General features: G+C 60.3%; 17 protein-coding genes. 9 read left to right on the top strand and 8 right to left on the bottom strand.

Annotation, left to right across the window (positions count from 1 at the left end; all coding sequences use genetic code 11):
* Nucleotides 1-407: 407 nt before the first annotated feature.
* Complete coding sequence (locus tag NMK_RS03185; protein WP_109014306.1) at nt 408-4,721, top strand: DEAD/DEAH box helicase; 4,314 nt, start codon at nt 408-410, stop codon at nt 4,719-4,721.
* Nucleotides 4,722-4,818: 97 nt separating this feature from the next.
* Entirely contained in the window at nt 4,819-5,100 is a 282-nt protein-coding gene (locus NMK_RS03180; protein WP_181376151.1) for a hypothetical protein, read from the top strand.
* A gap of 97 nt (nt 5,101-5,197) precedes the next feature.
* On the opposite strand, the gene NMK_RS03175 is transcribed toward NMK_RS03180, so the two are convergent.
* The gene (locus NMK_RS03175) at nt 5,198-6,184 is read right to left on the bottom strand and encodes a zinc-dependent alcohol dehydrogenase family protein (protein WP_109014305.1); all 987 of its coding nucleotides are present in this window, start codon (nt 6,182-6,184) and stop codon (nt 5,198-5,200) included.
* Between the two features lie 150 nt (nt 6,185-6,334).
* Here NMK_RS03175 and NMK_RS03170 point away from each other — a divergent pair, with 150 nt between their 5' ends.
* From NMK_RS03170 to NMK_RS03150, 5 genes are all read left to right on the top strand, one after another.
* Nucleotides 6,335-7,015, top strand: coding sequence for a TetR/AcrR family transcriptional regulator (locus NMK_RS03170; protein WP_109014304.1), 681 nt, complete (start codon nt 6,335-6,337; stop codon nt 7,013-7,015).
* Nucleotides 7,016-7,017: 2 nt separating this feature from the next.
* Nucleotides 7,018-8,451, top strand: a complete 1,434-nt coding sequence (locus NMK_RS03165) for an efflux transporter outer membrane subunit (protein ID WP_109014303.1) — start codon at nt 7,018-7,020, stop codon at nt 8,449-8,451.
* Nucleotides 8,448-9,560, top strand: coding sequence for an efflux RND transporter periplasmic adaptor subunit (locus NMK_RS03160; protein ID WP_109014302.1), 1,113 nt, complete (start codon nt 8,448-8,450; stop codon nt 9,558-9,560). The genes NMK_RS03165 and NMK_RS03160 overlap by 4 nt, the downstream gene beginning before the upstream one ends.
* A 12-nt stretch (nt 9,561-9,572) precedes the next feature.
* Nucleotides 9,573-12,662, top strand: coding sequence for an efflux RND transporter permease subunit (locus NMK_RS03155; protein WP_109014301.1), 3,090 nt, complete (start codon nt 9,573-9,575; stop codon nt 12,660-12,662).
* A gap of 77 nt (nt 12,663-12,739) precedes the next feature.
* The gene (locus NMK_RS03150) at nt 12,740-13,624 is read left to right on the top strand and encodes an arginase (protein ID WP_109014300.1); all 885 of its coding nucleotides are present in this window, start codon (nt 12,740-12,742) and stop codon (nt 13,622-13,624) included.
* Between the two features lie 80 nt (nt 13,625-13,704).
* Here the strand turns inward: NMK_RS03150 and NMK_RS03145 are convergent, their stop codons facing one another.
* From NMK_RS03145 to NMK_RS03115, 7 genes are all read right to left on the bottom strand, one after another.
* Complete coding sequence (locus NMK_RS03145) at nt 13,705-13,992, bottom strand: PsiF family protein (protein WP_109014299.1); 288 nt, start codon at nt 13,990-13,992, stop codon at nt 13,705-13,707.
* A 216-nt stretch (nt 13,993-14,208) separates the two neighbouring features.
* Complete coding sequence (gene ccoG / locus NMK_RS03140; protein ID WP_109014298.1) at nt 14,209-15,657, bottom strand: cytochrome c oxidase accessory protein CcoG; 1,449 nt, start codon at nt 15,655-15,657, stop codon at nt 14,209-14,211.
* 110 nt (nt 15,658-15,767) lie between these two features.
* Entirely contained in the window at nt 15,768-17,039 is a 1,272-nt protein-coding gene (locus NMK_RS03135; protein WP_109014297.1) for an NAD(P)/FAD-dependent oxidoreductase, read from the bottom strand.
* Between the two features lie 80 nt (nt 17,040-17,119).
* On the bottom strand, nt 17,120-18,505 hold the full coding sequence (locus tag NMK_RS03130) for a TolC family outer membrane protein (protein ID WP_109014296.1): 1,386 nt from the start codon (nt 18,503-18,505) through the stop codon (nt 17,120-17,122).
* Between the two features lie 4 nt (nt 18,506-18,509).
* Entirely contained in the window at nt 18,510-18,719 is a 210-nt protein-coding gene (locus NMK_RS03125) for a YgaP family membrane protein (protein ID WP_109014295.1), read from the bottom strand.
* Nucleotides 18,720-18,730: 11 nt separating this feature from the next.
* The gene (locus NMK_RS03120) at nt 18,731-21,913 is read right to left on the bottom strand and encodes an efflux RND transporter permease subunit (RefSeq protein ID WP_109014294.1); all 3,183 of its coding nucleotides are present in this window, start codon (nt 21,911-21,913) and stop codon (nt 18,731-18,733) included.
* Nucleotides 21,910-22,935, bottom strand: a complete 1,026-nt coding sequence (locus NMK_RS03115; protein ID WP_181376150.1) for an efflux RND transporter periplasmic adaptor subunit — start codon at nt 22,933-22,935, stop codon at nt 21,910-21,912. The genes NMK_RS03120 and NMK_RS03115 overlap by 4 nt, the downstream gene beginning before the upstream one ends.
* A 116-nt stretch (nt 22,936-23,051) precedes the next feature.
* On the opposite strand from NMK_RS03115, the gene NMK_RS03110 reads away from it, so the two are divergent.
* Together NMK_RS03110 and cydP are read left to right on the top strand one after the other, a co-directional pair.
* Nucleotides 23,052-23,393 carry an ArsR/SmtB family transcription factor gene (locus NMK_RS03110; RefSeq protein WP_109014395.1) on the top strand — a complete coding sequence of 114 codons (342 nt, stop codon included), beginning with the start codon at nt 23,052-23,054 and terminating at the stop codon, nt 23,391-23,393.
* 1 nt (nt 23,394) lies between these two features.
* Nucleotides 23,395-23,586, top strand: a complete 192-nt coding sequence (cydP, locus tag NMK_RS03105; RefSeq protein WP_109014292.1) for a cytochrome oxidase putative small subunit CydP — start codon at nt 23,395-23,397, stop codon at nt 23,584-23,586.
* The last annotated feature ends 1 nt before the right edge of the window (nt 23,587 follow it).

Raw genomic sequence — 23,587 nt, 5'->3', positions numbered from 1 at the left:
AAGGGTTAAATAAACTCTTCAATATCGTCAGCCAGACATTGAGTGTTATCCCCCTGCTGTATATATCAGCTTAATAATTGCAATAACGCTGACCATCTGTCTGTAATGTTGTAACAACATATTAGCTTTTTGTGATGTAGACAAAAACTAATATGTTGTTTCGATCCCAAAATATTCAGGATGAGAGATTAGGAAATGTGTCATTTGAGCAGATGTATTAGGTGCGATATCGATCAAAATTGCATAGCGAATGAAATCGCACTGCTAATGACTACTGAGGACCGCTAATGACCGAAAGCGTACATTGAATGAGACAAATTGAAGGGCCATTAATAGCTGTTGCTGTTAGCGAACCATGCAGGTGACCAACAATGACAGAATATTTCTTCTTGCCCTAATATCATCGTATGTTGGCCGCAAATCCTACTATCGCAGCATTGACCGGTTTTCACCCTGCCACCATCAACTGGTTCGCAAGCACATTCCCTTCAGCAACCGAAGCCCAAACCCAAGCTTGGCCCCTAATCCGAGCCGACAAATCCGTCCTCGTAGCCGCCCCCACCGGCTCAGGCAAAACTCTAACCGCCTTCCTCACCGCCATCGATAAGCTAGTCCAGCAAGGCCTAGCCAATAATGGCGCTTTACCGGACGCCACTACAGTGGTCTACGTCTCCCCGCTCAAAGCCCTTTCCAACGACATCCGCATCAACCTGCAACTGCCGCTGGAAGGCATCGAGCAGGAACTGACCAAGCTTGGCCTGCCCACGGTGAATATTCGCACTGCCGTCCGCACCGGCGACACCACCGAGCAGGAACGCATCGCGATGCGCAAGAAGCCGCCGCATATTCTGGTGACGACGCCGGAGTCGCTTTACATCCTGCTGAGCTCCGATTCCGGCCGGGCCATGCTGCAAACGACGCAGAGCGTGATCGTGGATGAAATTCATGCCATGGCGGGCACAAAGCGCGGGAGCCATCTGGCGCTGAGCCTGGAGCGGCTGGAGGCTTTGTGCGGACGCAAGCTGACGCGCATCGGGCTTTCGGCGACGCAGAAACCTATCGAGACCGTGGCAAGTTTCCTCGTCGGCGATGGGCAGCCTTGCGCCATCGTCGATGTCGGCCATACGCGGGCTCGGGATTTGGCGATTGAAGTGCCGCCGCTGCCGCTGGAGGCGGTGATGGCGAACGAGACCTGGGACAAGGTTTACGACCGGCTGGCGGAGCTGGTGCAGCGGCATCGCACGACATTGGTATTCGTCAACACGCGGCGCACGGCGGAACGCGCTGCCAAGCATTTGAGCGAGCGTCTGGGCGAGGCCGCGGTAGCGGCGCATCACGGCAGCATGGCCAAGGAGCACCGGCTGGATGCCGAACAGAAGCTCAAACGCGGCGATTTGCGCGTGCTCATCGCGACCGCCTCGCTGGAGCTGGGCATCGATATCGGCGACGTCGATCTGGTGTGCCAGATTGCCTCGCCCCGCTCCATCGCGGCGTTTTTGCAGCGCGTAGGGCGTTCCGGCCATCAGGTGGGTGGCATGCCCAAGGGCCGGCTGTTCCCGACTTCGCGCGACGATCTCATCGAATGCGCGGCCTTGCTGGATGCGGTGAAGCGTGGCGAGCTGGACGAGCTGCATATCCCCGAAGCGCCGCTGGACGTGCTCGCCCAGCAGATCATCGCGGAAGTCGGCTGCCAGGAATGGAACGAGGACGCCTTGTACGACCTCTATCGCCGCGCCTGGCCTTATCGCAATCTCAAGCGCGAGCAGTTCAACGACGTGCTGCGCATGCTGGCCGAGGGTTATAGCAACCGTCAGGGGGCGCATCGCGCTTATATCCATCGCGACGTGGTGAGCAAGACTTTACGCGGACGCCGCAACGCCAAGCTTACCGCCGTGACTTCGGGCGGCACGATTCCCGAGAACGCCGATTACACCGTGATCCTGGAGCCGCAGGGGCTCAACATCGGCACGGTGAACGAAGATTTCGCGGTGGAAAGCCTCGCGGGCGACGTGTTCCAGCTCGGCAATATGTCTTACCGCATCCTCAAGGTGGAAGCCGGCCGGGTGCGCGTGGAAGACGCCCATGGCCAGCCGCCGAACATCCCCTTCTGGCTGGGCGAGGCGCCAGGGCGCAGCGATGAGCTTTCCACCGCCGTGGCGCGGCTGCGGGAGGATATCGAGCGCTGGCTGAATGAGGCTGGTGGCAACGATGCGGTAGAGCACGCCACGCGACGCTTGATGGAAACCTTGAGCCTGAGCGAAGCGGCAGCCCGGCAGATTGTGGAATATCTTTCACGTGCCCGTGGCGCGCTAGGAGCCCTGCCGACTCGGCATACGCTCATCATGGAACGCTTCTTCGACGAATCCGGCGGCACGCAGCTAGTCATTCATACGCCTTTCGGCAGCCGGATCAACCGCGCCTGGGGCTTGGCGCTGCGCAAGCGCTTCTGCCGCAGCTTCAATTTCGAGCTGCAAGGAGCAGCCACCGAAGACGCCATCATTCTCTCGCTCTCGACGAGCCATAGTTTTGTTTTAGATGACGTGTGGCGCTACCTCTCCCCAGCCTCCAGCGAGCAAGTGCTGATCCAGGCGCTGCTGGATGCGCCGCTGTTCGGCGTACGCTGGCGCTGGGCGGCGATGACGGCGCTGGCTTTGCCGCGCTATACCGGCGGACGCAAGATTTCGCCGCAAATACAGCGCATGCGCAGCGAAGACCTGCTCGCCACCGTGTTCCCCGACCAAGTGGCGTGCCTGGAAAACATCGTCGGCGAACGCGAGGTGCCGGACCATCCATTGGTCAATCAAACCGTGGACGACTGCCTGCATGAAGCCATGGATACCGAAGGCTGGCTGGCGTTGTTGAAACGCATGCAGAACGGGGAAATCCGCCTCATTGCCCGCGATCTCCCCGCGCCCTCTCCGCTTGCCGCCGAAGTGCTCACGGCCAAGCCCTACGCCTACCTGGACGATGCGCCTATCGAGGAACGCCGTACCCAAGCTGTGATGAACCGCCGTTATTCCGAGCCCGATTCCCCAGGCGATTTGGGCCAACTGGACGCCGAAGCCATTGCCAGCGTCCGCGAAGAAGCCTGGCCGCAAGCTCGCAGTGCCGATGAAATGCACGAAGCGCTGGTCGGGCTGGGATGCATCACGGCAGAGGAAACCGTAGCTAATCCCGGATGGGCCGAATGGCTGGGCGAGCTGGCAAAAAGCGGCCGGGCGACCAGGCTACAAGCCGCGCCAGACAAGGCATTGTGGGTCTCGGTCGAGCGTTTGCGTAGTTTGCAGACGATTTATCCCACAGCGGAGACCACGCCTGTGCTCGCCGTTCCCGAGGAATACAACACCGAATGGAACGAAGAAGACGCCCTGACTGAACTCATCCGCGCACGCATGACCGGTTTCGGGCCGCTCGCCGTTGCGCAAATCGCGGAGCCGCTGGGGTTGTCGTCCTCCCTCGTAGATCAAGCCCTGATGCGGCTCGAAACCCAAGGCAACGTGATGCGCGGCCGCTTCACGCCTGCCGCGACCATCGAGGAATGGTGCGAACGCCATTTGCTGGCGCGCATCCACCGCTACACCATCAAGCAACTCCGGCGCGAGATCGAGCCCGTCGAGCCCAAGGATTTCATGGGCTTTTTGCTCGACTGGCAGCACGCTTCGCCGGAAACGCGATTGGAAGGCCGCGATGCATTAGCTGAAGTATTGCATCAGTTCGAAGGCTATCAAGCCGCAGCAAGCGCCTGGGAAGCCGACCTGCTGCCGGCACGCATCAAGGATTACGAAGGCCATTGGCTGGATGAGCTGTGCCGCGCCGGAAAAATTGTCTGGACGCGCTTGAGCAAATCTTCCGGTGCCGCCACGGTAAAAGCGACGCCTATCGTGCTGCTGCCGCGCCGGGAGGCCGTTACCTGGAACAAGCTGGTAGCGCACCAATCACCGCCAGAACTCTCGCATCGGGCAAAGCTGGTTCAGCAGGCTTTGGCTGACCAAGGCGCGATGTTCTTCGACGATCTTCTGGCCGAGAGCCGCTTGCTGCGCAGCGAGTTGGAAACAGCGCTTGGCGAGCTGGTATCGGCAGGCCTGGTCAATGCCGATAGCTTTGCCGGATTGCGCGCCTTGGTCATGCCGGCCAATAAGCGCACCTCGCACCCTAGGCGTCGCCGCACCGCCCTTCTCGGCGGCATGGAAGACGCCGGACGTTGGGCGCTTTTGAAGCGGTCAGCCCCGGAGCCGCTGGACGGAAACATGCGTACAGCCATGGATACGGAGGCCTTGGAGCACGCCGCCCTGGTACTGCTGCGGCGCTACGGCGTGGTGTTCTGGCGCATGCTGGAACGCGAGGCCGACTGGCTGCCGCCGTGGCGCGATCTCTTGCGGGTGTATCACAAGCTGGAAGCCCGCGGCGACGTGCGCGGCGGCCGGTTCGTGCAAGGCATGACGGGTGAACAGTTTGCCCTGCCCGAGGCGATTCCGCTGTTGCGCGAAACGCGAAAACGCAAGTCCGAGAATAGTCTCGTCAGTCTTTCCGGCGCCGACCCGCTTAATCTCGCCGGTCTGCTTTTTCCTGGCCAGAAAATCCCAGCGCTGGCAGGCAACCGCGTACTCTACCGCGACGGCATTCCCATTGCCGCCTGGATTTCGGATAAACCGGTCAACCTGGAACACTCTGGTCAGGATCTCACGCACGAGTTACATGTTCGGCTGATTCGTGTAGGCTGAGCCAGCGCTTAAGTCAACCTCAGGCGGGCTCGAGCGTTATTTACTCACGCATCGCCGCTGGCGTTGCGATTCAATCCATAAAAGCAAGGAGTTGAATATGTTGAGGAAGTTACTGGCAGTAGCACTCTCCCTGATGCTGGCAGCAGCAAGCGGCATGGCCCTGGCAAAGCAGGGCGGCCATGGCGGCAGCGCCGGGGGCAAGTCTGAAACACACATGAGCGAACAAGGCGAAGCCAATACCAACGGACCTAACGCGGAAGATCGCGACAAAGGCCAGGAACGCGCCGCCGACCGCCAAAGCGACAAGTCCAAGGGACATCATCAAACGCATGAAAAAGGCACCCACACAAAACACATGGGTGGCGGTAAAAAACACTGATTTTCTGACGTAACTGATAACACTAGCAGCCAGCTTAGCGAGCAGGCTTCCTGATCCCCGTCCCTAGCGACGGGGATTTTTTTATTCCATCACGGGTTCAATCCATTACCAGTACCGCAGCGCCCTTCACTTCTCCTTGCCTCACGCGCGAAACCGCTTGATTGGCGTCATCGAGGCGAAATGTCTCGACCTCTGTCTTAACGCCCAGCCTGGGCGCCAATGCCAGGAACTCCTCGCCGTCACTGCGCGTGAGATTGGCGACCGACTTAACCGTCCGCTCGCCCCACAAAATGTCGTACGAAAACGCCGGAATCTCGCTCATGTGGATGCCGGCACAGACCACGGTGCCGCCTTTGGCGGTGTGGCGTAGTGCTTCCGGGACCAATGCACCCACCGGCGCAAACAAGATGGCGGCATCGAGGGCTTGCGGCGGCGCGGCATTCGAATCTCCGGCCCAGGCAGCGCCCAATTGACGGGCGAAACTCTGCCCTTCCAAGTCACCCGGCTTGGTAAAGGCGTAAACCTCGCGCCCTTGGGCCTTCGCCACTTGGGCAATGATGTGGGCCGCAGCACCGAAACCGTAGATGCCGAGCTTTTCCGCTTCACCGGCGGCGACGAGCGAGCGGTAGCCGATCAAGCCGGCGCAAAGCAATGGCGCGGCTTCTGCATCGGTGTATTCATCAGGCAATGCGAGGCAATAATCCTGGTTCGCGACGGTAAATTGCGCATATCCCCCGTTCAATGTGTAGCCGGTAAAACGCGGCGTGTCGCACAAGTTTTCGCGACCGGAAGTGCAATAACGGCAATGCCCGCAAGTACGGCCCAGCCACGGCACGCCGACGCGCTGGCCAACCGCGAAACGTTGCACGTTCTTTCCCTTCGCAACAACCCGCCCGACAATTTCATGGCCCAGGACGAGGGGCAAGGTTGGGCCAGGCAAATCGCCGTCAATGACGTGCAAATCCGTTCGACACACGCCGCAGGCGGCGATTTTCAGCAGCACTTCGTCATCACCGGGTTCCGGACGCGGTAAATCGACTTCACGCAATGCTTGTCCCGCGGCCTCCAGCACCATGGCTCTCATTGGTTGCTCCCGTGTTTTCAATATCTTTATGGTACGACCATTTCCGCATTCTGGATTTGACTCACCCTTACATTTATTTACCCGATCAACCATTGACGATCCAGGCATTCATACATAAACTAAACCGTACAGTTTAGTTATGAGGTTGCCATGCGCACCAAAAGCGAAACACGACGTCAGGCCATCCTGGATGCCGCCCGTGCAGTATTCGAGGAACAAGGCTTCGAACAAGCCACGATGGATGCCATTGCCGGGCGCATGGGTTGTTCAAAGGCCACGTTGTACAACTACTTCGATTCCAAGGAGACCTTGTTCATGGCCTTGATGCAGCAGGCCGCGGGCGAACAGGTCAAGAGCGTGTTTCCCATGCTGCATCCTGGCTTCGAGGGTGACACCTTGCCGGAAGAAGTCACCGAGGTGCTGGCTGTGCTGGATCCGGCCGCCGACCTCCCCGCCACGTTAAAAACCTTTGCAGAGCGTGCCCTCAGTACTTTTTATACGCCCTCCATGCTCGCCACACGCCGCATGCTGATCGCAGCCTCCAATAAGCCGGAAGTCGGTCGGGACATTTATCAATGCGGTCATGGCCGCGTCATCCCCATCGTGCAGGGGTTTTTTGCCCAGGCTATCCAGGCCGGAAAATTGCGACAGGCCGATCCGCACATCGTAGAAGCGCACTGGCGTGCCCTGGTCAACGCCGAAGTGCTCGATCCAGGCCTGCACAACGTTTGCCCGGAACTCACGCCGGCCATCATCGAACAAATAGCGGCACGCGCAGTCGAGGCTTTCCTGCGCATTTACGGACTGGAACAACCGGGAATGGAGCATTAAGCATGAGTCTCCGACTTCGAATGATTTCCCTGCTGACCATGGCTGCACTGCCAACCGCTTGCAGTCTGGTGCCGGCGTATCAAGCTCCAACTCCAGCTACGCCACAGCATTGGCAAGCTGCCCTGCCCCATGCCGGCAATACGGCCGACCTCGTCCACTGGTGGAGCCAGTTCGACGACGCGACCTTGACCGACTTGCTGCAAGCGGCCGAACACGACCATCCCAGCCTGGAGAAAGCCGCCGCAGCTATCCGCGAGGCCCGCGCCGCCATTACCAGCAGCAAGGCTGCCGGTTTGCCCGCATTGACCGGAAATGCTTCGGATATCCGCAATTCCTCCAACAGCCTGCAACACACGCCGGCAGCCACAACCCGCTCCGCAGCATTGGATGCAAGCTGGGAAATCGATATTTTCGGTGCCGTGCGCTACGCCACCGAATCCGCCCAGGCCAAGGCTGAAGCGCGAGAAGGCGATTGGCACAACGCCCGCGTCTCGTTGGCAGCAGAAGTCGCGACAGATTACGTAAGCTATCGCGCTTGCCAGCAGCAGGTTGCGGCGTATCAGGCTGAACTGGTTTCGCAGCAGGCCACGGTACGATTGACCGAAACCCTGACCAATGCAGGCTTCAATGCCCCTGCCGATGCCAATCTGGCACGCGCCACGCTAGCCTCGACCTCTGCGACGCTGACGGCCCAGCAGGAAAGCTGCGATCTCACCGTGAAATCTCTGGTGGCACTGACAGGCCTGGATGAGACCGCTTTGAGGGCAAAGCTGAATAGCGGCAAAGCCGATATCCCTGCACCTGCAGGTTTTGCCGTCACCGACCTGCCCGCAGCCCAAATCAGCCAGCGGCCGGATGTCAGCATCGCAGAACGAACCCTGGCTGCCGCCTATGCCGATATCGGTAGCGCCGAAGCCGACCGCTACCCGCGTTTGTCGCTGCTGGGCACGATTACCGCAACGGCCACAGGCGGCGCTTCGGCAACCACTTGGTCGTTCGGTCCATCACTGACCGCGCCCTTGTTCGATGCCGGAAAGCGTCGCGCCAATGCCGAGGCGGCACGCGCTCGGTACGACCAAGCGCTCGCCACTTACAAGCAAACGGTGCGAAGCGCGGTGGAAGAAACCGAGCAAGCCTTGGTGCGGCTTGAAAGTGCCAGCCAACGCGAACAGGACGCTCGCACCGCCGCCGCCAACTATCGTGCTTATCTCACTGCCTCCGAGCAACTATGGAAATCCGGCGGGATGAACCTGCTTGATCTGGAAACTGCACGTCGCTCCGCGATTTCGGCCGACCTCAACGTCATTACCCTGAAACGCGACCAGGTGAACGACTGGATCGCGCTGTACAAGGCCTTCGGCGGCGATTGGCAAGCCGTGCCAGCCCCTACTACAACAGGTACAACAAGCTCTTCCAAGGAAGCGAAGCAACAATGAAAACCCAGTACAAGATCATCCTCGTCGCCGTTGTCGCGGCCTTGGCCGTGGGCGGCAAGATTTTGCTCAGCCACAAGCAGGCGCCGGCACCGGTTTCCAACGTGCGCCCGGCCAGCTTGAGCGTTACTGCTGTAACCCCATTGAGAGTGCTATGGCCGCAAACCGTACCGGCGCAAGGTGCGATTGCGGCCTGGCAGGAAAGCATCGTCAGCACTGAGATCGGCGGTTTGCGCATCGCGCAGGTACTGGTCGACGTCGGCAGCCAGGTCAAACGCGGGCAAGAGCTTGCCACCTTGTCCCAGGAAAGCGTGACGGCCAATGTGCACAAACAGGAAGCCGCCGTTGCTCAGGCCAAGGCCAGCCTCGCCCAAGCCAAATCCGATGCAGAACGGGCTCGCGTCGTGAGCAGCAGCGGCGCTTTGTCGGAGCAGAAAATCCAGGAATACCTGATCGCCGAGGAAACCGCTCAGGCTAACCTGGCTTCAGCCCAGGCCGCGCTGGAAAGCGCCCGGATCGACCTCAATCGCACACATATCCTGGCGCCGGACGATGGCGTGATTTCGTCCCGCACCGCATCGGTAGGCACGGTGGTTAACGCAGGCACGGAGTTGTTCAAGATGGTGCGGCAGAACCGCCTGGAATGGCGTGCCGAAGTGGCTGCGCCGCAGTTGGGCGGCGTGCAGGCCGGCCAGAAAGCCGTGGTAATGCTACCGCAAGGCGGCGAAGTCTCAGGCAAGGTGCGCATGGTGGCGCCGACCTTGAGCGCAGATACGCGAACCGCCCTGGTCTATGTCGATCTGCCCCACGGCAGCCCGGCCAAGGCAGGCATGTATGCCGAAGGTCGTCTCGAACTCGGCCAGCGCGAGGCACTCACGCTGCCGATTTCGGCCGTGGTACTGCGCGACGGCATGAACTACGTATTCGAGATCGGTCAGGGGGACCTCATCGACCAACGCCAGGTGAAAACCAGACGGCGCGAAGGCGACCGCGTGGAAATCGTTAGTGGCTTGTCGCCGCAAGCTCGCGTGGCGGCCACTGGCGGCGCCTTTCTCAACCAGGGCGACCGCGTGAACGTAGTACCGGACCAGTTGCAGAACGCTAAGCAGTAAGGACCATTCTTCATGAATTTTTCCGCGCTTTCCATCCGCCATCCCGTCCCGGCGCTGCTCTTGTTCGCCATGCTGTGCGTGCTGGGCCTGCTGGGCTTGCGCGCCCTGCCCATCCAGAATTTCCCCGATATCACCTTCCCTACCGTGACGGTCAGCGCCACGCTGGAAGGCGCGGCACCCAGCCAGCTGGAAACCGACGTCGCCCGCAAGATCGAGGACAAGCTCGCCAGCCTGGGCCAGGTGAAGCACGTGCAAACTGTGATTACCGATGGCTCGGTCAATATCAACATCACTTTTGAAATTGAGAAAGACAGCAACGAGGCGCTCAACGACGTGCGCAACGCGGTGGACAGCGTGCGACCAGAACTTCCCGCCGACATGAATCCGCCGGTGGTTTCGCGCGTCACCACGACCGGCAGCGCGATCCTTACCTACGTGGTGCAGGGCGACGGCATGGACGAGCAGGAGCTCTCGTGGTTCATCGACAACGACATCGCCCGCGCCATGCTGGCGGTGAAAGGCGTGGGCAGCGTCACCCGCATCGGCGGCGTGAGTCGCGAGGTGCAGGTCGATCTCGACCCGGCACTCATGAACGGTTTAGGCGTGACGGTCTCCGATGTCTCAAACGCGCTCAAGGGCATGCAAAAAGACGCTTCCGGCGGACGCGGCGATATCGGCGGCAACGTGCAATCGATGCGCACCTTGGGCGCGGTTGGCTCGCCGGCTGAAATCGCTGCCATTAGTGTGCCTTTAAGCAGCGGAAAGTCCGTGCGGCTGGACCAGGTCGCCCACATCAAGGACGGTATCGCCGAGCGCGCCAGTTATGCCCGGCTCGACGGCAAACCGGTAATCGCATTCAACATCACCCGCATCAAGGGTGCCAGCGAGGTCAGCACGGCCAGCGGCGTGCGCGAGGCGATTGCCAGGTTTTCGCAAGAACATCCGACCGTCAAGATCGACGAAGCCTTCAATGGCGTGAATGCCATCGAAGACAACTACATCGGGTCGATGCACCTCTTGTACGAAGGCGCGCTGCTGGCCGTGTTGGTGGTGTGGTGGTTCCTGCGCGATATCCGGGCGACGCTGGTCTCGGCCACGGCGCTGCCGCTATCCATGATTCCCACCTTCGCCGCCATGCATTACCTCGGCTTCAGCCTCAACGTGCTGACGCTGTTGGCGATGGCCTTGGTGGTGGGGATTCTGGTGGACGATGCGATCGTGGAAATCGAAAACATCGTGCGCCATTTGCGCATGGGCAAGACACCTTTCCAGGCCGCGATGGAGGCCGCAGACGAGATCGGCCTCGCGGTGATCGCCACGACTTTTACGCTGGTCGCGGTGTTCCTGCCCACGGCCTTCATGGCGGGCGTGCCGGGGCAGTTTTTCAAGCCGTTCGGCATGACGGCAGCGATTGCGGTATTGATGTCACTGCTTGTCGCCCGCCTGCTGACGCCGATGATGGCGGCTTACCTGCTCAAGCCGCACGAGGTGGATACCTCCGACAGCCGCATCATGACGATGTATCTGAAAGTCGTGCATTTCTGCCTGACGCATCGCAAGACGACGATGGCCGCAGCGGTGGCGTTCTTTATCGGTTCCATCGCGTTGATCCCGCTACTGCCGACCGGCTTTGTGCCTGCCGCCGACATCGACCAAACGCAGGTTTCGCTGGAAATGCAACCGGGCACCAATCTCGACGAAACGCTGAAAGTCTCTGAACTGGCCGTGAACAAGCTGAAAGATATCCCGGAGATCACCCGCACTTTCATTGCCGCCGGTACCGCCAAGGCGGCCGACGGCATCATGACCACCACGACCAGCGATACGCGCAAGGCGACCCTCAACGTCATCCTCAAGCCGCGCAGCGACCGTAGCCGCAAACAGTCGGAAGTGGAAAAAGACATCCGGAAGGCGTTGGCAGACCTGCCCGGCGCTCGGGTGGTCGTGGGTGGGGCCGGAGCTGGCGACGAACTGCTGGAAATCACCCTGACCAGCGACGACGCCCGAGCATTGGACGACACCGTGCGAAAGGTAGCGCAGGAAGTGCGCGGCATCCCCGGCCTCGGCAATATCACCTCCAGCGCGGGTCTTCCCCGTCCCGAGGTGCAGATTCGCCCCGATTACGCCAGGGCAGCCGAACTGGGCGTGACTTCCGTCGATATCGCCACCGTTGTGCGCGCGGCTACTAACGGCGATTTCAGCACGGCCATGCCCAAGCTTAACCTGCCGCAGCGTCAGGTGCCGATCCGGGTGCGGTTGCAACGCTCGGTGCGCGAGGATATCGACGCCATTGCACAACTGAGGGTCCCCGGCCGCAACGGCCCGGTGCCGATATCGGCGATTGCCACGATCGGCATGGGCAACGACGCCAGCGAAATCGACCGTCTCGACCGCCAACGCAACATCACCCTCAAAGTCGAGTTGAACGGCCATGCCATGGGCGAGATACAGCGCCAGGTCGCCAAACTGCCGACCTTGCAAAAACTGCCGCCGCAAGTACATCGGCAGACCACAGGCAGCGCCGAGCGCCAGGGCGAGTTGTTCGCCAGTTTCGGCACCGCCATGCTCATCGGCGTGCTTTGTATCTACTGTGTGCTGGTCTTGCTGTTCCACGATTTCATGCAGCCCGCCACCGTGCTCGCCGCCCTGCCGCTGTCCATGGGCGGTGCTTTCCTCGCACTGCTGGTCACCGGAAAAAGCTTCTCCTTCCCTGCGGTGATCGGACTGCTCATGCTTATGGGCGTGGTCACCAAGAACTCGATCCTGCTCGTGGAATACGCCATCCTGGCGCGCCATCGCGGCGCCAGCCGGTTCGACGCGCTGCTCGACGCCTGCCACAAGCGCGCCCGCCCCATCGTCATGACCACCATCGCCATGGGCGCCGGCATGCTGCCCACCGCCATGGGCTTGGGTGCCGAACCCAGCTTCCGCTCCCCGATGGCCATCGCCCTGATCGGCGGCCTCCTGACCTCGACCATGCTCAGCCTGTTGGTGGTGCCGGTGGTGTTTACCTACGTGGACGATGTGCTGCGATGGGTAAAAAGCTGGCTGCCGAAGCCGCATGGGCATGAGGAAGAAATGGCAGGCGCCCCGCAAACATAAATAAAGCTAAGGGGATTTTAGTGACGACCAAATGTCTATATTGTCGTCACTATTCCCTTTGCCGGCACCCATCCGCGATGTCAAAAAACACCCGCCCCACCTCCATCATCGGTGTAGAAAACGGCTTCGGGGCCGGGAATCCGGCATGTAAGGACGGGCCTCGGGTGTTAAAGGCGCTGGGCATGCTGGGCGGCATCGGGGATGCTGAACATGTGCTGCGATGGGATGAGGAAATCAGTCTCGGCGACCATCCCCAGGACAAAATCCGGGCGGTCGCGCGCATCGCCGCCGAACTAGCCGAACTCACTTATCGTCATCTGATGGAAGGCGACCGCCCGCTGGTACTCGGCGGCGACCATTCCTGTGCCATCGGCACCTGGTCGGGCGTGAAGCGTTACCTCGGTCATTCGGCACGGCTGGGCCTGATCTGGATCGACGCTCACATGGACAGCCACACCTTTGCGACCAGCCCAACGCACAACATTCACGGCATGCCGCTCGCCTGCCTGCTGGGTGAAGGCGAGCCTTGTTTCACCCGCATTGCGGTGCCCGAACATAAACTGCGTCCGGAGGATGTATGCCTCATCGGCGTTCGTAGCTACGAGAGCGAGGAAGCGGCTTTTCTCCGGCAACAGGGCGTCCGGGTGTATTTGATGGAGGAAGTCCAGCAACGCGGCATGCAGGCGGTGTTCGACGAAGCACGCAAGCATGTATGTGCCGCGACGCAGGGCTACGGCATCAGCCTGGATATTGATGCTATCGACCCTTTGAGCGCTCCTGGGGTGGGTACGCCGGTTTCAGGCGGATTACGACTCAACGAGGTGGTGGCGGCCTTGAGCGAGGTGCATGACGATGAAAAACTGCTGGCGCTGGAGATCGTCGAATACAACCCCTGGCTGGACCGCCATTTCATTACGGCACACAGCATCCGGCAGCTCTGCCGCGCCATCGTCACGGCCTGAACATTACAGGCGTAAAAAAGCCTCTTGCCGTGACAGCAAGAGGCTTTTCCATTTCCGGCAAGAGGCCGGGCAATCGTGTATTACTTGGCGGACAAGCAATCCTTCATGAACTTCTTGCGGTCGTCGCCCTTCAATGCCTTGCTGGTCGCATCGGCGTTGCAGGTCTTCATCTTGTTTTGCTGGGAGTTGCCGGCTTCTTCCTTCTTGGCGGACAGGCAGTCCTTCATGAATGCCTTGCGTTCGTCGCCCTTGAGCGCCTTCTTGCCGGCATCGGCGTTGCAGGTCTTCATCTTGTCTTGTTGAGTGCCGGCGTAAACGGGCGCTGCGGCAACACAGGCCAGGGCCAACACAGCTAGCAATTTCTTCATCTTCGATCTCCTCTCATGCTATTGAATTGTGGGACTGCTCTGTCATCCTAAGCCGATAACATTACACCAAGCTTACAGGAAGGGTTAAGGATTCATCCACAAAACTCGTGGATGATGCTGTGGAAAACTTACTTAAGCGCTTGAGCGGATATAGGAAAAAAGAACAGGCAAAAAATTGCACAGCCTGCGCATGAAGCCGCAGGCTGTGCACCGGGATTAATGGTGTTCTTTTTCGGAATCGAAACTGACCGAACGTTCGGCTTTCTTGTCCGGCTCGGACACCGGCACGATGACGAAACGGAAGCCCTTGGTGTGCTCGGCCAGGTCTTCGTTCAAGTCCACCTTGACCGGGAAACGTACGTCCTTGCCAGCCACAACCGTGACCGGGTTGGTCACTGTGTCGATCTTGATGGCGCTCTCGGGCACGCCGTCGGCCTTGATCAGGTAGGACTCGTCCTTCTGCGTCTTGTTGACGATATGGACGTCGTAGCGATTGCGCACGGTTTCATCGGAAAGCTTGACGTAGAGCGGCTGGCGCACCTGGAAAATACGTACCTCGTAATCGGTACGCGAGGTGTAGATATAGACCAGCATGCCCACCATCAAACCCAGCGCGCCCAGATAGCCCAACACCTTGAGGCGCATGAAGTTGAGGTGCGGCTTGCCAGGTTTTTCCTGGTTGAGATTACCCTCGGAATCGTAGCGAATCAGCCCGCGCTCCCAGCCCAGCGAATCCATGATGGTATTGCAGGCGTCGATGCACAGCCCGCAGGAGATGCACTGGTACTGCAAGCCTTTGCGGATATCCACGCCCGTGGGACACACCTGGACGCAGAAGCCGCAATCCACGCAATCGCCATGACCTTTCTCGTGGCGCTCCTCCAGCGTCTTGGCACCCGCCTTGGGGGCAAGACGACCGGCACTGCCCTCCCCGCGCTTGGCGTTATAGCTCGGCACCAGGGTGTCGGTTTCGTACATCACGCTCTGGAAACGGGCGTAAGGACACATGTAGATGCAAACCTGCTCGCGGGCCAGGGCACCGGCGATAAAGGTGCTGACGGTGAGTGCAGCGACCGAGAAATAGGCCGTGGAGACTGAATCGCCCGAGAAAAAGCGGAACAGGAATTCCGGCGTGTGGTTGAAATAAGCCACGAAGGTAAAGCCGGTCCAGAACGAGAGCAGCAGCATGAGGAAGCGCGCGCCGCCCACCTTAAGGATTTTCTCTATATTCCACGGCTGCTTGGCGAGCTTCATGCGGGCCGGACGCTCGCCCTGGATGATGTGCTCGATGAGCATGAAGGCGTCGGTCCAAAGCGTCTGGAAGCAGAAATAGCCGCACCAGGCCCGACCGACCAATCCGGTGGCGAAAAACAGGAAAGTCGCTGCGATGAACAGCAGCAGCGACAACATGAAGATATCCTGCGGGTAGACCACAATGTCGAAGATGAAGAAACGGCGCGATACCAGGTCGAACAAAATCGCCTGATGCGAGCCGCTATGGCGTTGCCAGGGAATCCACGGCAGCAGGAAATAAATGCTGTAAGCGAGCAGTAAAATCCCCGTCTTGAAGTTGCGAAACCTGCCTTTGACCGTACGCGTATAGATCGGAATGCGCTTTTGGTACAACAGCGGCTCGTTGTCGTCTTCGACCGTGGTATTCGTCATGACTGCCCCCTCGGTAATTTACAAAATATAGAACTCATTTTATATCAATCGATACTAATACAGGAGGCAATTGTCTGACTTTGTTCGATGCAGCAACCCCGCGCCCTCCTTCAATCGAGACGCTCGATCCCCATGGCTCGGAGCACGTATTTTTCGAAGATCGGTTCGGGCGAGCCGGATTTCATTTTGTACATGAAATATTTCTCGAACGCGATCTTTGCATAGTGCACCCACTTGCCCTTGCGCATCCAGTTGGCGTTGCGCGGCGGAATCTGCGGCAGCGCCACGAAAGCGGCGCCGCTATCGCCCATGTCCGCGAGGCAAATGGCGTTCCACGAGCCCTTGGCAGTGCCTTTTTCTCCCGCGATATCGGCGCAAATGTTGTCGACGATGGCCGTCACCATGGTCTCGATCATGTAGCCGGTCTTGGGTGCTCCGGTCGGCACCGGTGTCGCTTCCACGGGCGGAATCGCCACGCACACGCCGGCTGCAAAAATATTGGGATATTTGGGGCTGCGCTGATGCTCGTCGATCAGCACGAATCCGCGCGGGTTGCATAGCCCTTCCACCTTGGCCACGGCATCCACGCCCTTGAACGACGGCAGCATCATGGAGAATTTGTAGGGCAGTTCGTGTTCCTTGACCGGATTGCCCGCCATGTCCACTTCGGTCGCGAACATCTTGCCCGGCTCTACTTTGGTCACGCGGGCATTGGTGATCCACTTGATGTCGTTGTTGCGGAATTCCGACTCCATCATGCCCTTGGAATCGCCCACGCCGCCCAGCCCGAGATGGCCGATGTACGGCTCGCTGGTGACGTAGGTAATGGGCACTTTCTTGCGCAAACGACGCTTGCGCAAATCGCGGTTGAGGATAAAGGTGAATTCGTAGGCCGGGCCGAAGCAACTGGCGCCGGGCATGGCACCGATGATGACGGGACCGGGGTCGTCAAGGAAACGCTGGTAAGCCTCCCAGGTATGTTCGGCGTGGTCTACCGAGCAGATGGACTGGGTAAAGCCGTCGGTAGGACCGGCTCCGGGCACTTCTTCGAAAGCCAGCCGCGGCCCGGTCGTGATGACCAGGTAGTCGTAATGCAGGGCATCGCCGTTGGCAAGATGCACTGTATTGGCCTCGGCCTCGATACGCGACACCGGGCTGCCGATGAACCCGATGCCTTTTTTCTCCAGGAATGGCCGTACCGGAAAAGTGATTTTCTCGCGCTTGGTCCAGCCTACCGCCACCCAGGGATTGGACGGCACGAACTGGAAATAATCCACGGCGCTCACCACGGTCACCTGATGTTGTGCCCCCAGCTTGGCCTTGAGTTCATACGCTGCAGGCATGCCACCGATGCCCGCTCCCAACACTACGATATGTGCCACAGCAGTTCTCCTCTTGGTTAAACGGCTGGCTCAGGCCAAGCTCTTGTTGTTTTAGAATTTTTTTAATACATCATCACGCTTTAATACTTTTCCGCCTCCGCAAGCACGGCGTTGACTTCAGTCAGCTGCTTCTCGCCCAGCTCGCCCGCGCTGGCCGCCAGGCTGAGGTAGGAAAGCAGCAGCTGGTACTTGGCGCGGTTGAGCTCCTTGCGTGTTTCGGCGGCTTCCTGCACGGCGTTGAGCACGTCCAGCGTGGTGCGGTCGCCGACTTCCTTGCCGAGTCCGGTAGCGTCCAGCCGGGTTTGTGCCGATTGCAAGGCTTGCTCCAGCGCCTTGATGCGGGCTTGTCCTACGTTGACGCCGTTCCAGGCGGTCCGTGCCGCTTGTGCCGCACGGATGCGGACGGCCTCGGACTCCTGGCGCGACTGTTCTGCCAGTGCCATGGCTTCGCTGTATTTGGCGTCGCGAAGGCCGCCGGTAAAGAGCGGAATGGTGAGTTGCATGCCGACGCTGACCGCATGATTGATCAGGCCGGAATCCGCGCCGCCGCCGAGGCCGCGCAGTTCCTCGCCTCCGGCCTGGGCGACCAGGTTGAGCACCGGCGCATGGGCGTTGCGGTGTTTTTCGATTTCGTCGGTGGCGATGCCCTGGCGGATTTCCTGCATTTGCAGCGCCAGGCTGCTGCGCTTGGCGCGTTCTACACAGTCATTAAGATCCCCGGCATTAAAGCGTTGCAGGTCGGCCGCTTCGGGCAAGCGTGAAAGCTGCCCGTTCAAACCGCTGATATCCGCCAATGCCGCCTGTGCCAATTGCAGGTTGCTCTCGGCCTCCAGCTTTTGCGAATCCAGCGCATCGGCACGAGCCTGGGCCTCGCGCACGTCGATCACCGCTACGTCGCCTTCCTTGAAGCGCTCTTTCGCGCTATCCAGGGCTTCGTTCACGGCCCGGCTCTGCCGCTGGATGGCATCCAGTGCATCTTCTGCCAGCAGCACGTCGAGATAAGCCTTGGCGACGCGCAGCATGAGCTGTTGTTCTTCCGCCGAATACTGCACCTCGGCGAGTTGCGCCTGCTTGGCGAGCTGGCGTTGCGTGGTGCTGCGTTCGGCGTCGAGCACGGATTGGGTCAGGGTAACGTTCAAGCGCACGTCCACGCCCAGATCGGTCTTGGTGGTAAACGAGGCGCTGTCCGCCGCGCCCATGCCGGGGGCCGAAAATTGCGCGTGGTTGATCTTGTTGTAGCTGTTGATGCCGCCCGCCCCGGCCTGCAAGCTCACTTGAGGCAAGCCCAGCGCCCTGGCCTGCGCGGTTTTGCTGTGTCCCACGTCGACACCGGCCCGCGCCGCGCCGAAAACAGGGTCGACGTTGCGCGCGGCGTTCCACGATTCCAGCAGGTCGACAGCCTGCGCCTGGCCAGCCAGGGCCAACAGCGCTGCCGCGACCCAGCCGTGAAGGGGTTTGGCGTTCATCTTCTCAACAACCGCCCTTGACGCCCAGCTTGCGCAAAAGACTTTCCATCAGGCACCAGTTGGTAAAGCCGCTTTGCAGCAGGTTGGCGCCGATGAAGGCGGTAAACCACAGCCAGGCGCGGCTCACGAACAGCGGGCTTTCGGGCACGCCCAGCAAGAGGCTTAGCAGGATCAGCGTGCCGGCGATGATGCGTACGGTTTTCCAGGAAGTCATGGATATTCTCCTTAAGCGAATTGGCGTCGATAAGCGACGAAATACAGCAAGGGGATCACGACCAGCGTGAGCAGGGTCGAGACCAGGATGCCGAAGATGAGCGAAATGGCGAGGCCGTTGAAAATCGGGTCGTCCAGGATGAACAGCGCGCCCAGCATGGCCGACAGCGCCGTCAGCAAAATGGGCTGGGCACGGGTGATGGCCGAATTGACCACGGCCTCCTTGAACGGCTTACCCTGCGCGACCTCCAGGTTGATGAAATCGACAAGCAGGATGGAGTTGCGAACGATGATGCCGGCCAGCGCGATCATGCCGATCATCGAAGTCGCGGTGAATTGCGCGCCCAATAAGGCGTGGCCCGGCATGACGCCGATGATGGTGAGCGGAATCGGCGCCATGATGATGAGCGGCGTGAGATAGGAACCGAACTGCGCCACGACCAGCAAATAAATCAGGATGAGGCCGACGCCGTAGGCCGCGCCCATGTCGCGGAAGGTTTCGTAGGTCACCTGCCATTCGCCGTCCCACTTGATGGCGAAATTGCGCTGGCTGTCGCCCGGCTGGCGGATGAAGTATTCGCCCAGCACACCGCCGCCGGGGATTTCCAGTTTACCCAGCGCCGAGCGCATGCCGAACATGCCGTAGAGCGGGCTATCCACGTGCCCTGCCATATCGCCGACGACATAGCTCACCGGCAGCAAATCCTTGTGATAAATCGGCTGCTCGCGGGTATCGGCAACTGGCTGCACCAACTCGCGCACCGGCACCAATTGACCGTTGACGGCACGCACCGGCAGGGACAGCAAGGCTTCCGCATTGCCCATACTGGAGGCCGGTAGGCGCAGCCGGGTCGGCGCCGGGTATTTGCTGGCGTCGTGCAGATAGGTCACATCCTCGCCGCCGAGTCCGGCTCTGAGGGTAGCCACAATATCGGCCTGCGCCACGCCGAGCAGCGCGGCCTTCTTGCGGTCCACGACCAATTCCAGCTTGGGGGCGTTCGCGATCGGGCTTTCGTCGGTATCGACGATGCCATTCGTAGTGTCGAAAACTTGATGAATGCGATGGGCCAAAGCATTGCGATGGGCGTCGTCCGGCCCGTACACCTCGGCCACGATGGGCGATAGCACGGGCGGTCCGGGCGGCACTTCCACCACCTTGACCTTGGCGCCGAGCTGGGCGGCTATTTTCTGCAACTCCGGTCGCACGCGGCTTGCGATGCCGTGGCTTTGCTCGCTGCGGTGGTGCTTATCCACAAGGTTAACCTGGATGTCGCCCACCTCGCCGCCGCTGCGCAGGTAATACTGGCGCACCAGGCCGTTGAAATTGATGGGCGCGGACAAGCCGACGTAAGCCTGATAATTAGTCACTTCCGGCACGGTCATGAGATACGCCGTCATGGCGTGCAGCACGCTGGCCGTCTTTTCGGGCGGCGTGCCGGCCGGCATATCGACCACCACCTGGAATTCCGACTTGTTGTCGAACGGCAGCATCTTGAGCACGACCAGCTTGAATACCGGCAGGACCAGCGACACGGCGATCAGCGCTACGACCAGCAGTCCCAGCTTGAACCGGTTGGCAGCACCTCGCCTGTCGTCGAGGAATGGCGCGAACAGCTGCGAGATGACTGGTGCCACCTTGGCGACCGGCTCCGCGGCATGCGCCGTACGGCGGAGCCACAGGCGCGACAGCCACGGCGTGACGATAAAGGCCACGGCGAGCGAGATCACCATGCCCATGCTGGCGTTGATCGGGATCGGGCTCATGTAGGGGCCCATCAACCCCGATACGAAGGCCATGGGTAGCAGTGCGGCGATCACGGTCAGCGTGGCGAGGATGGTCGGGCCGCCGACTTCATCCACCGCCGCGGGAATGATTTCACGCAGAGCGGCTTCGGGATGGAGTTTCATGTGGCGATGGATGTTCTCGACCACCACGATGGCGTCGTCCACCAGGATGCCGATAGAGAAAATCAGCGCGAAAAGCGACACCCGGTTGATGGTGAAGCCCCAAGCCCAGGAGGCGAACAGCGTGGCCGTGAGCGTCAGAATGACCGCCGTGCCGACGATAGCCGCCTCGCGCCGGCCCAAGGCCAGTAAGACCAGCAGGATCACTGCCGAGGTGGCGAAGATTAACTTTTGGATGAGTTTTGTGGCCTTGTCGTTGGCGGTCTCGCCGTAGTTGCGCGTGATTTGCAGGCTGATATCGCCGGGGATGAGCACGTTGCGCAGTTGTTCGATCTGCTGAATGACGTCGTCGGCGACTGCGACTGCGTTCTGCCCCGGCTTCTTGGTCACGCTCAAGGTAACAGCCGGGTATTCGTGGCTCGACTTGCCGTCGCCGTACCAGACATATTTCTCTGCCGGCGGAGGACCGTCGCGAACCGCTGCCACGTCCTGCAGAAACACCGGGCGGCCGTCATGCACGCCGATCACCAGTTCCGCCACGTCGTCGGCGCTGACGAGGTAGTGCCCCGCCTCAACGCTGATGCTGCGGTTGGTGTTGACGGTTTCGCCCAGAGGGGCACCGGCATTGGCCGATTGCAGCGCACGCCGCACGTCGCCGACTGTCACGCCCGCCGCATTCATGCGATTGGGGTCGAGATCGATATTGACCGCCCTGCCCGGGCCGCCCAGCGTCTGCACCTCGCGCGTGCCTTCGATGTGCTTGATCTCAGCCTCCAGCGCATGCGCCACGCGTTCGAGTTCGAAGGCGCCCTGCTGCTGGTTTTTGGCAATCAGCGTGACGGTAATAATCGGTACGTCGTCGATGCCCTTGGGCTTGACGATGGGGTCGCCCACGCCTAGGTTTTTCGGCAGCCAATCGGCGTTGGATTGAATGGTGTTGTAGAGCCGCACAAGGGCTTCGGTGCGCGGCACGCCCACCTTGAACTGCACCGTCACCACGGCCATACCGGGGCGGGAAACGGAAGTCACATGCTCGATATCGGCGATCTCCGCCAGCACCTGCTCGGCGGGTACCGCCACCATTTGTTCGACGTCCTTGGCCGATGCGCCGGGAAACGGGATCAGCACGTTGGCCATGGTGACATTGATTTGCGGCTCTTCCTCGCGCGGCGTCACGAACATGGCGAACAGGCCGAGTAGCAAGGCAACCAGCGCGATCAGCGGGGTAATGCGGGCCTCGAGGAAAAATCCGGCAATCCGGCCGGCAATACCGAGACGGGGTGGCGTCATGGCTGCACCGCCTTGGCGGCCGCGATAGGATCAAGCGCCACTTGTTCGCCTGCCTCGACGCCGGCCAGGACTTCCATTCGATCTCCTAGCTGGCGGCCGAGGCGCACTTGCCGCAGCTGCGGCCGGCCCTGCTTGTCCACCACGTAGACGGCATTCAATTCGCTGCGGCGGAGCACGGCCGAAGCCGGAATAGAGAGCTTGCCGTCGGCATCGGACTCCGTCATCGGCAGCGCGGCGCGGCTGAACATACCCGGCTTGAGGCCGGAAACCGTTCCGGGCAAGCCGATGCGCACTTGCACCACATGGCTCACGGCATCGGCCATGGGCAGCACCGTGAGCTCTCGGCTCGCCATCCTGCCTTGCACCGCGCCCGGGATTTCGACCTGGATATCCGCTTGCTGCTTGAGCTTGGCCACGACACTCTGCGGCACATTGGCGACGACGCGCATGGCGCGGGGTTCGTACATGGCGATCAAGGGTTTGTCGGGCATCGCCATGTTACCCACCTCGGTCATGACTTCGGCGATGACGCCGGAATACGGCGCATAGATCGCATGGAGCCCGGTTTGCACGCTGGCCATGCCGCTTTGGGCCGTCTGGGCTTGTGTTTGGGCCTGTGCCGCCTTGAAATCGGCTTCGGCACGCTCCAGTGCGGCCTGGCTGATGTACTGTTTATCGTAAAGACGCTGCTTGCGTTCGTATTCCTTGCGTGCCGCGGCCAGCTGGGCTTGGGCCGCTACGACCTGGGCCTGGTTGGTCGCGACCTGCTGTGCTGCGAGGCGCGTGTCGATGCGGGCCAGCAGCTGGCCGGCCTTGACCGTATCGCCGGCCTTGACCGTGAGCGCTGTCACACTGCCCGTGACTTGTGCCGCGATCAGGCTGCTCTTCACGGCTTCCACCACGCCTTCGGCCGTATAAGTTCCGTTGCTGCCGGATGACGCAACCGGCGCCGTTGCCAACGGTGCTGCAATGGCCGAGCTAACGGCCAGCAAGAGGCTGAATATCTGAATTAATGTTTTCATACGATGAGTGCATCTCATATCAGCGTTTGTTAATTAACTGTATTACTAATTGGTTATATGGTCAATAAATAAATTCTGATATCATTCAAACTCTCGTGAAAACCTTTGGTGAAACCATGACCAAAATGGACGACCGCGCGTTGACCTACGTAGCGGACTATTTCAAGGCACTCGCCGAACCCACCCGGCTCAAGCTGTTGAACGCGCTGCGCGACGGTGAAATGAACGTGGGCGACTTAACGGGCGCCACCGGCTGCACGCAAGCCAACGTTTCCAAGCATCTTTCCATGCTGTCGAAAATCGGCCTGGTCAAGCGCGACAGCCGGGGCAACAACGTGTTCTACCGCATCGCAGACCCCAGCATTTACGACCTGTGCGACCTCGTATGCGGACAGATCGGCCAGAAAATGGCCTCCGAAGCCGACATTCAAATGTTATTTACCGCACCGAAGCGTTAAGATGCGCACTGCGTTCTGGCAGCGAGCCATTTCCAGCCTCAAGAATCGGACATCGCTCAAGCGCGATATCGCGGTGCTGCTCGTCGTGAAACTCATCTTGATGGTCGGGATTTGGGCGCTGTGGTTCTCACACCCCATGCCCAAGGACGCAAGCGCGGAAAATACCGCCCGAATGTTGCTGAACAAGAAATAAG

The sequence above is a fragment of the Novimethylophilus kurashikiensis genome (genome assembly GCF_003112435.1).
Taxonomy (GTDB): domain Bacteria; phylum Pseudomonadota; class Gammaproteobacteria; order Burkholderiales; family Methylophilaceae; genus Novimethylophilus; species Novimethylophilus kurashikiensis.
Note: the sequence above shows the minus strand (reverse complement) of the source record. Positions and strands in the feature narration are given on the sequence as shown.

Coding starts and splice junctions, on each gene's coding strand:
- NMK_RS03155 (WP_109014301.1), top strand. CDS start 9,573: ATGAATTTTTCCGCGCTTTCCATCCGCCATCCCGTCCCGGCGCTGCTC.
- NMK_RS03165 (WP_109014303.1), top strand. CDS start 7,018: ATGAGTCTCCGACTTCGAATGATTTCCCTGCTGACCATGGCTGCACTG.
- NMK_RS03175 (WP_109014305.1), bottom strand. CDS start 6,184: ATGAGAGCCATGGTGCTGGAGGCCGCGGGACAAGCATTGCGTGAAGTC.
- NMK_RS03145 (WP_109014299.1), bottom strand. CDS start 13,992: ATGAAGAAATTGCTAGCTGTGTTGGCCCTGGCCTGTGTTGCCGCAGCG.
- NMK_RS03170 (WP_109014304.1), top strand. CDS start 6,335: ATGCGCACCAAAAGCGAAACACGACGTCAGGCCATCCTGGATGCCGCC.
- cydP (WP_109014292.1), top strand. CDS start 23,395: ATGCGCACTGCGTTCTGGCAGCGAGCCATTTCCAGCCTCAAGAATCGG.
- NMK_RS03160 (WP_109014302.1), top strand. CDS start 8,448: ATGAAAACCCAGTACAAGATCATCCTCGTCGCCGTTGTCGCGGCCTTG.
- NMK_RS03115 (WP_181376150.1), bottom strand. CDS start 22,935: ATGAAAACATTAATTCAGATATTCAGCCTCTTGCTGGCCGTTAGCTCG.
- NMK_RS03185 (WP_109014306.1), top strand. CDS start 408: ATGTTGGCCGCAAATCCTACTATCGCAGCATTGACCGGTTTTCACCCT.
- ccoG (WP_109014298.1), bottom strand. CDS start 15,657: ATGACGAATACCACGGTCGAAGACGACAACGAGCCGCTGTTGTACCAA.
- NMK_RS03130 (WP_109014296.1), bottom strand. CDS start 18,505: ATGAACGCCAAACCCCTTCACGGCTGGGTCGCGGCAGCGCTGTTGGCC.
- NMK_RS03110 (WP_109014395.1), top strand. CDS start 23,052: ATGACCAAAATGGACGACCGCGCGTTGACCTACGTAGCGGACTATTTC.
- NMK_RS03125 (WP_109014295.1), bottom strand. CDS start 18,719: ATGACTTCCTGGAAAACCGTACGCATCATCGCCGGCACGCTGATCCTG.
- NMK_RS03120 (WP_109014294.1), bottom strand. CDS start 21,913: ATGACGCCACCCCGTCTCGGTATTGCCGGCCGGATTGCCGGATTTTTC.
- NMK_RS03180 (WP_181376151.1), top strand. CDS start 4,819: ATGTTGAGGAAGTTACTGGCAGTAGCACTCTCCCTGATGCTGGCAGCA.
- NMK_RS03150 (WP_109014300.1), top strand. CDS start 12,740: ATGTCAAAAAACACCCGCCCCACCTCCATCATCGGTGTAGAAAACGGC.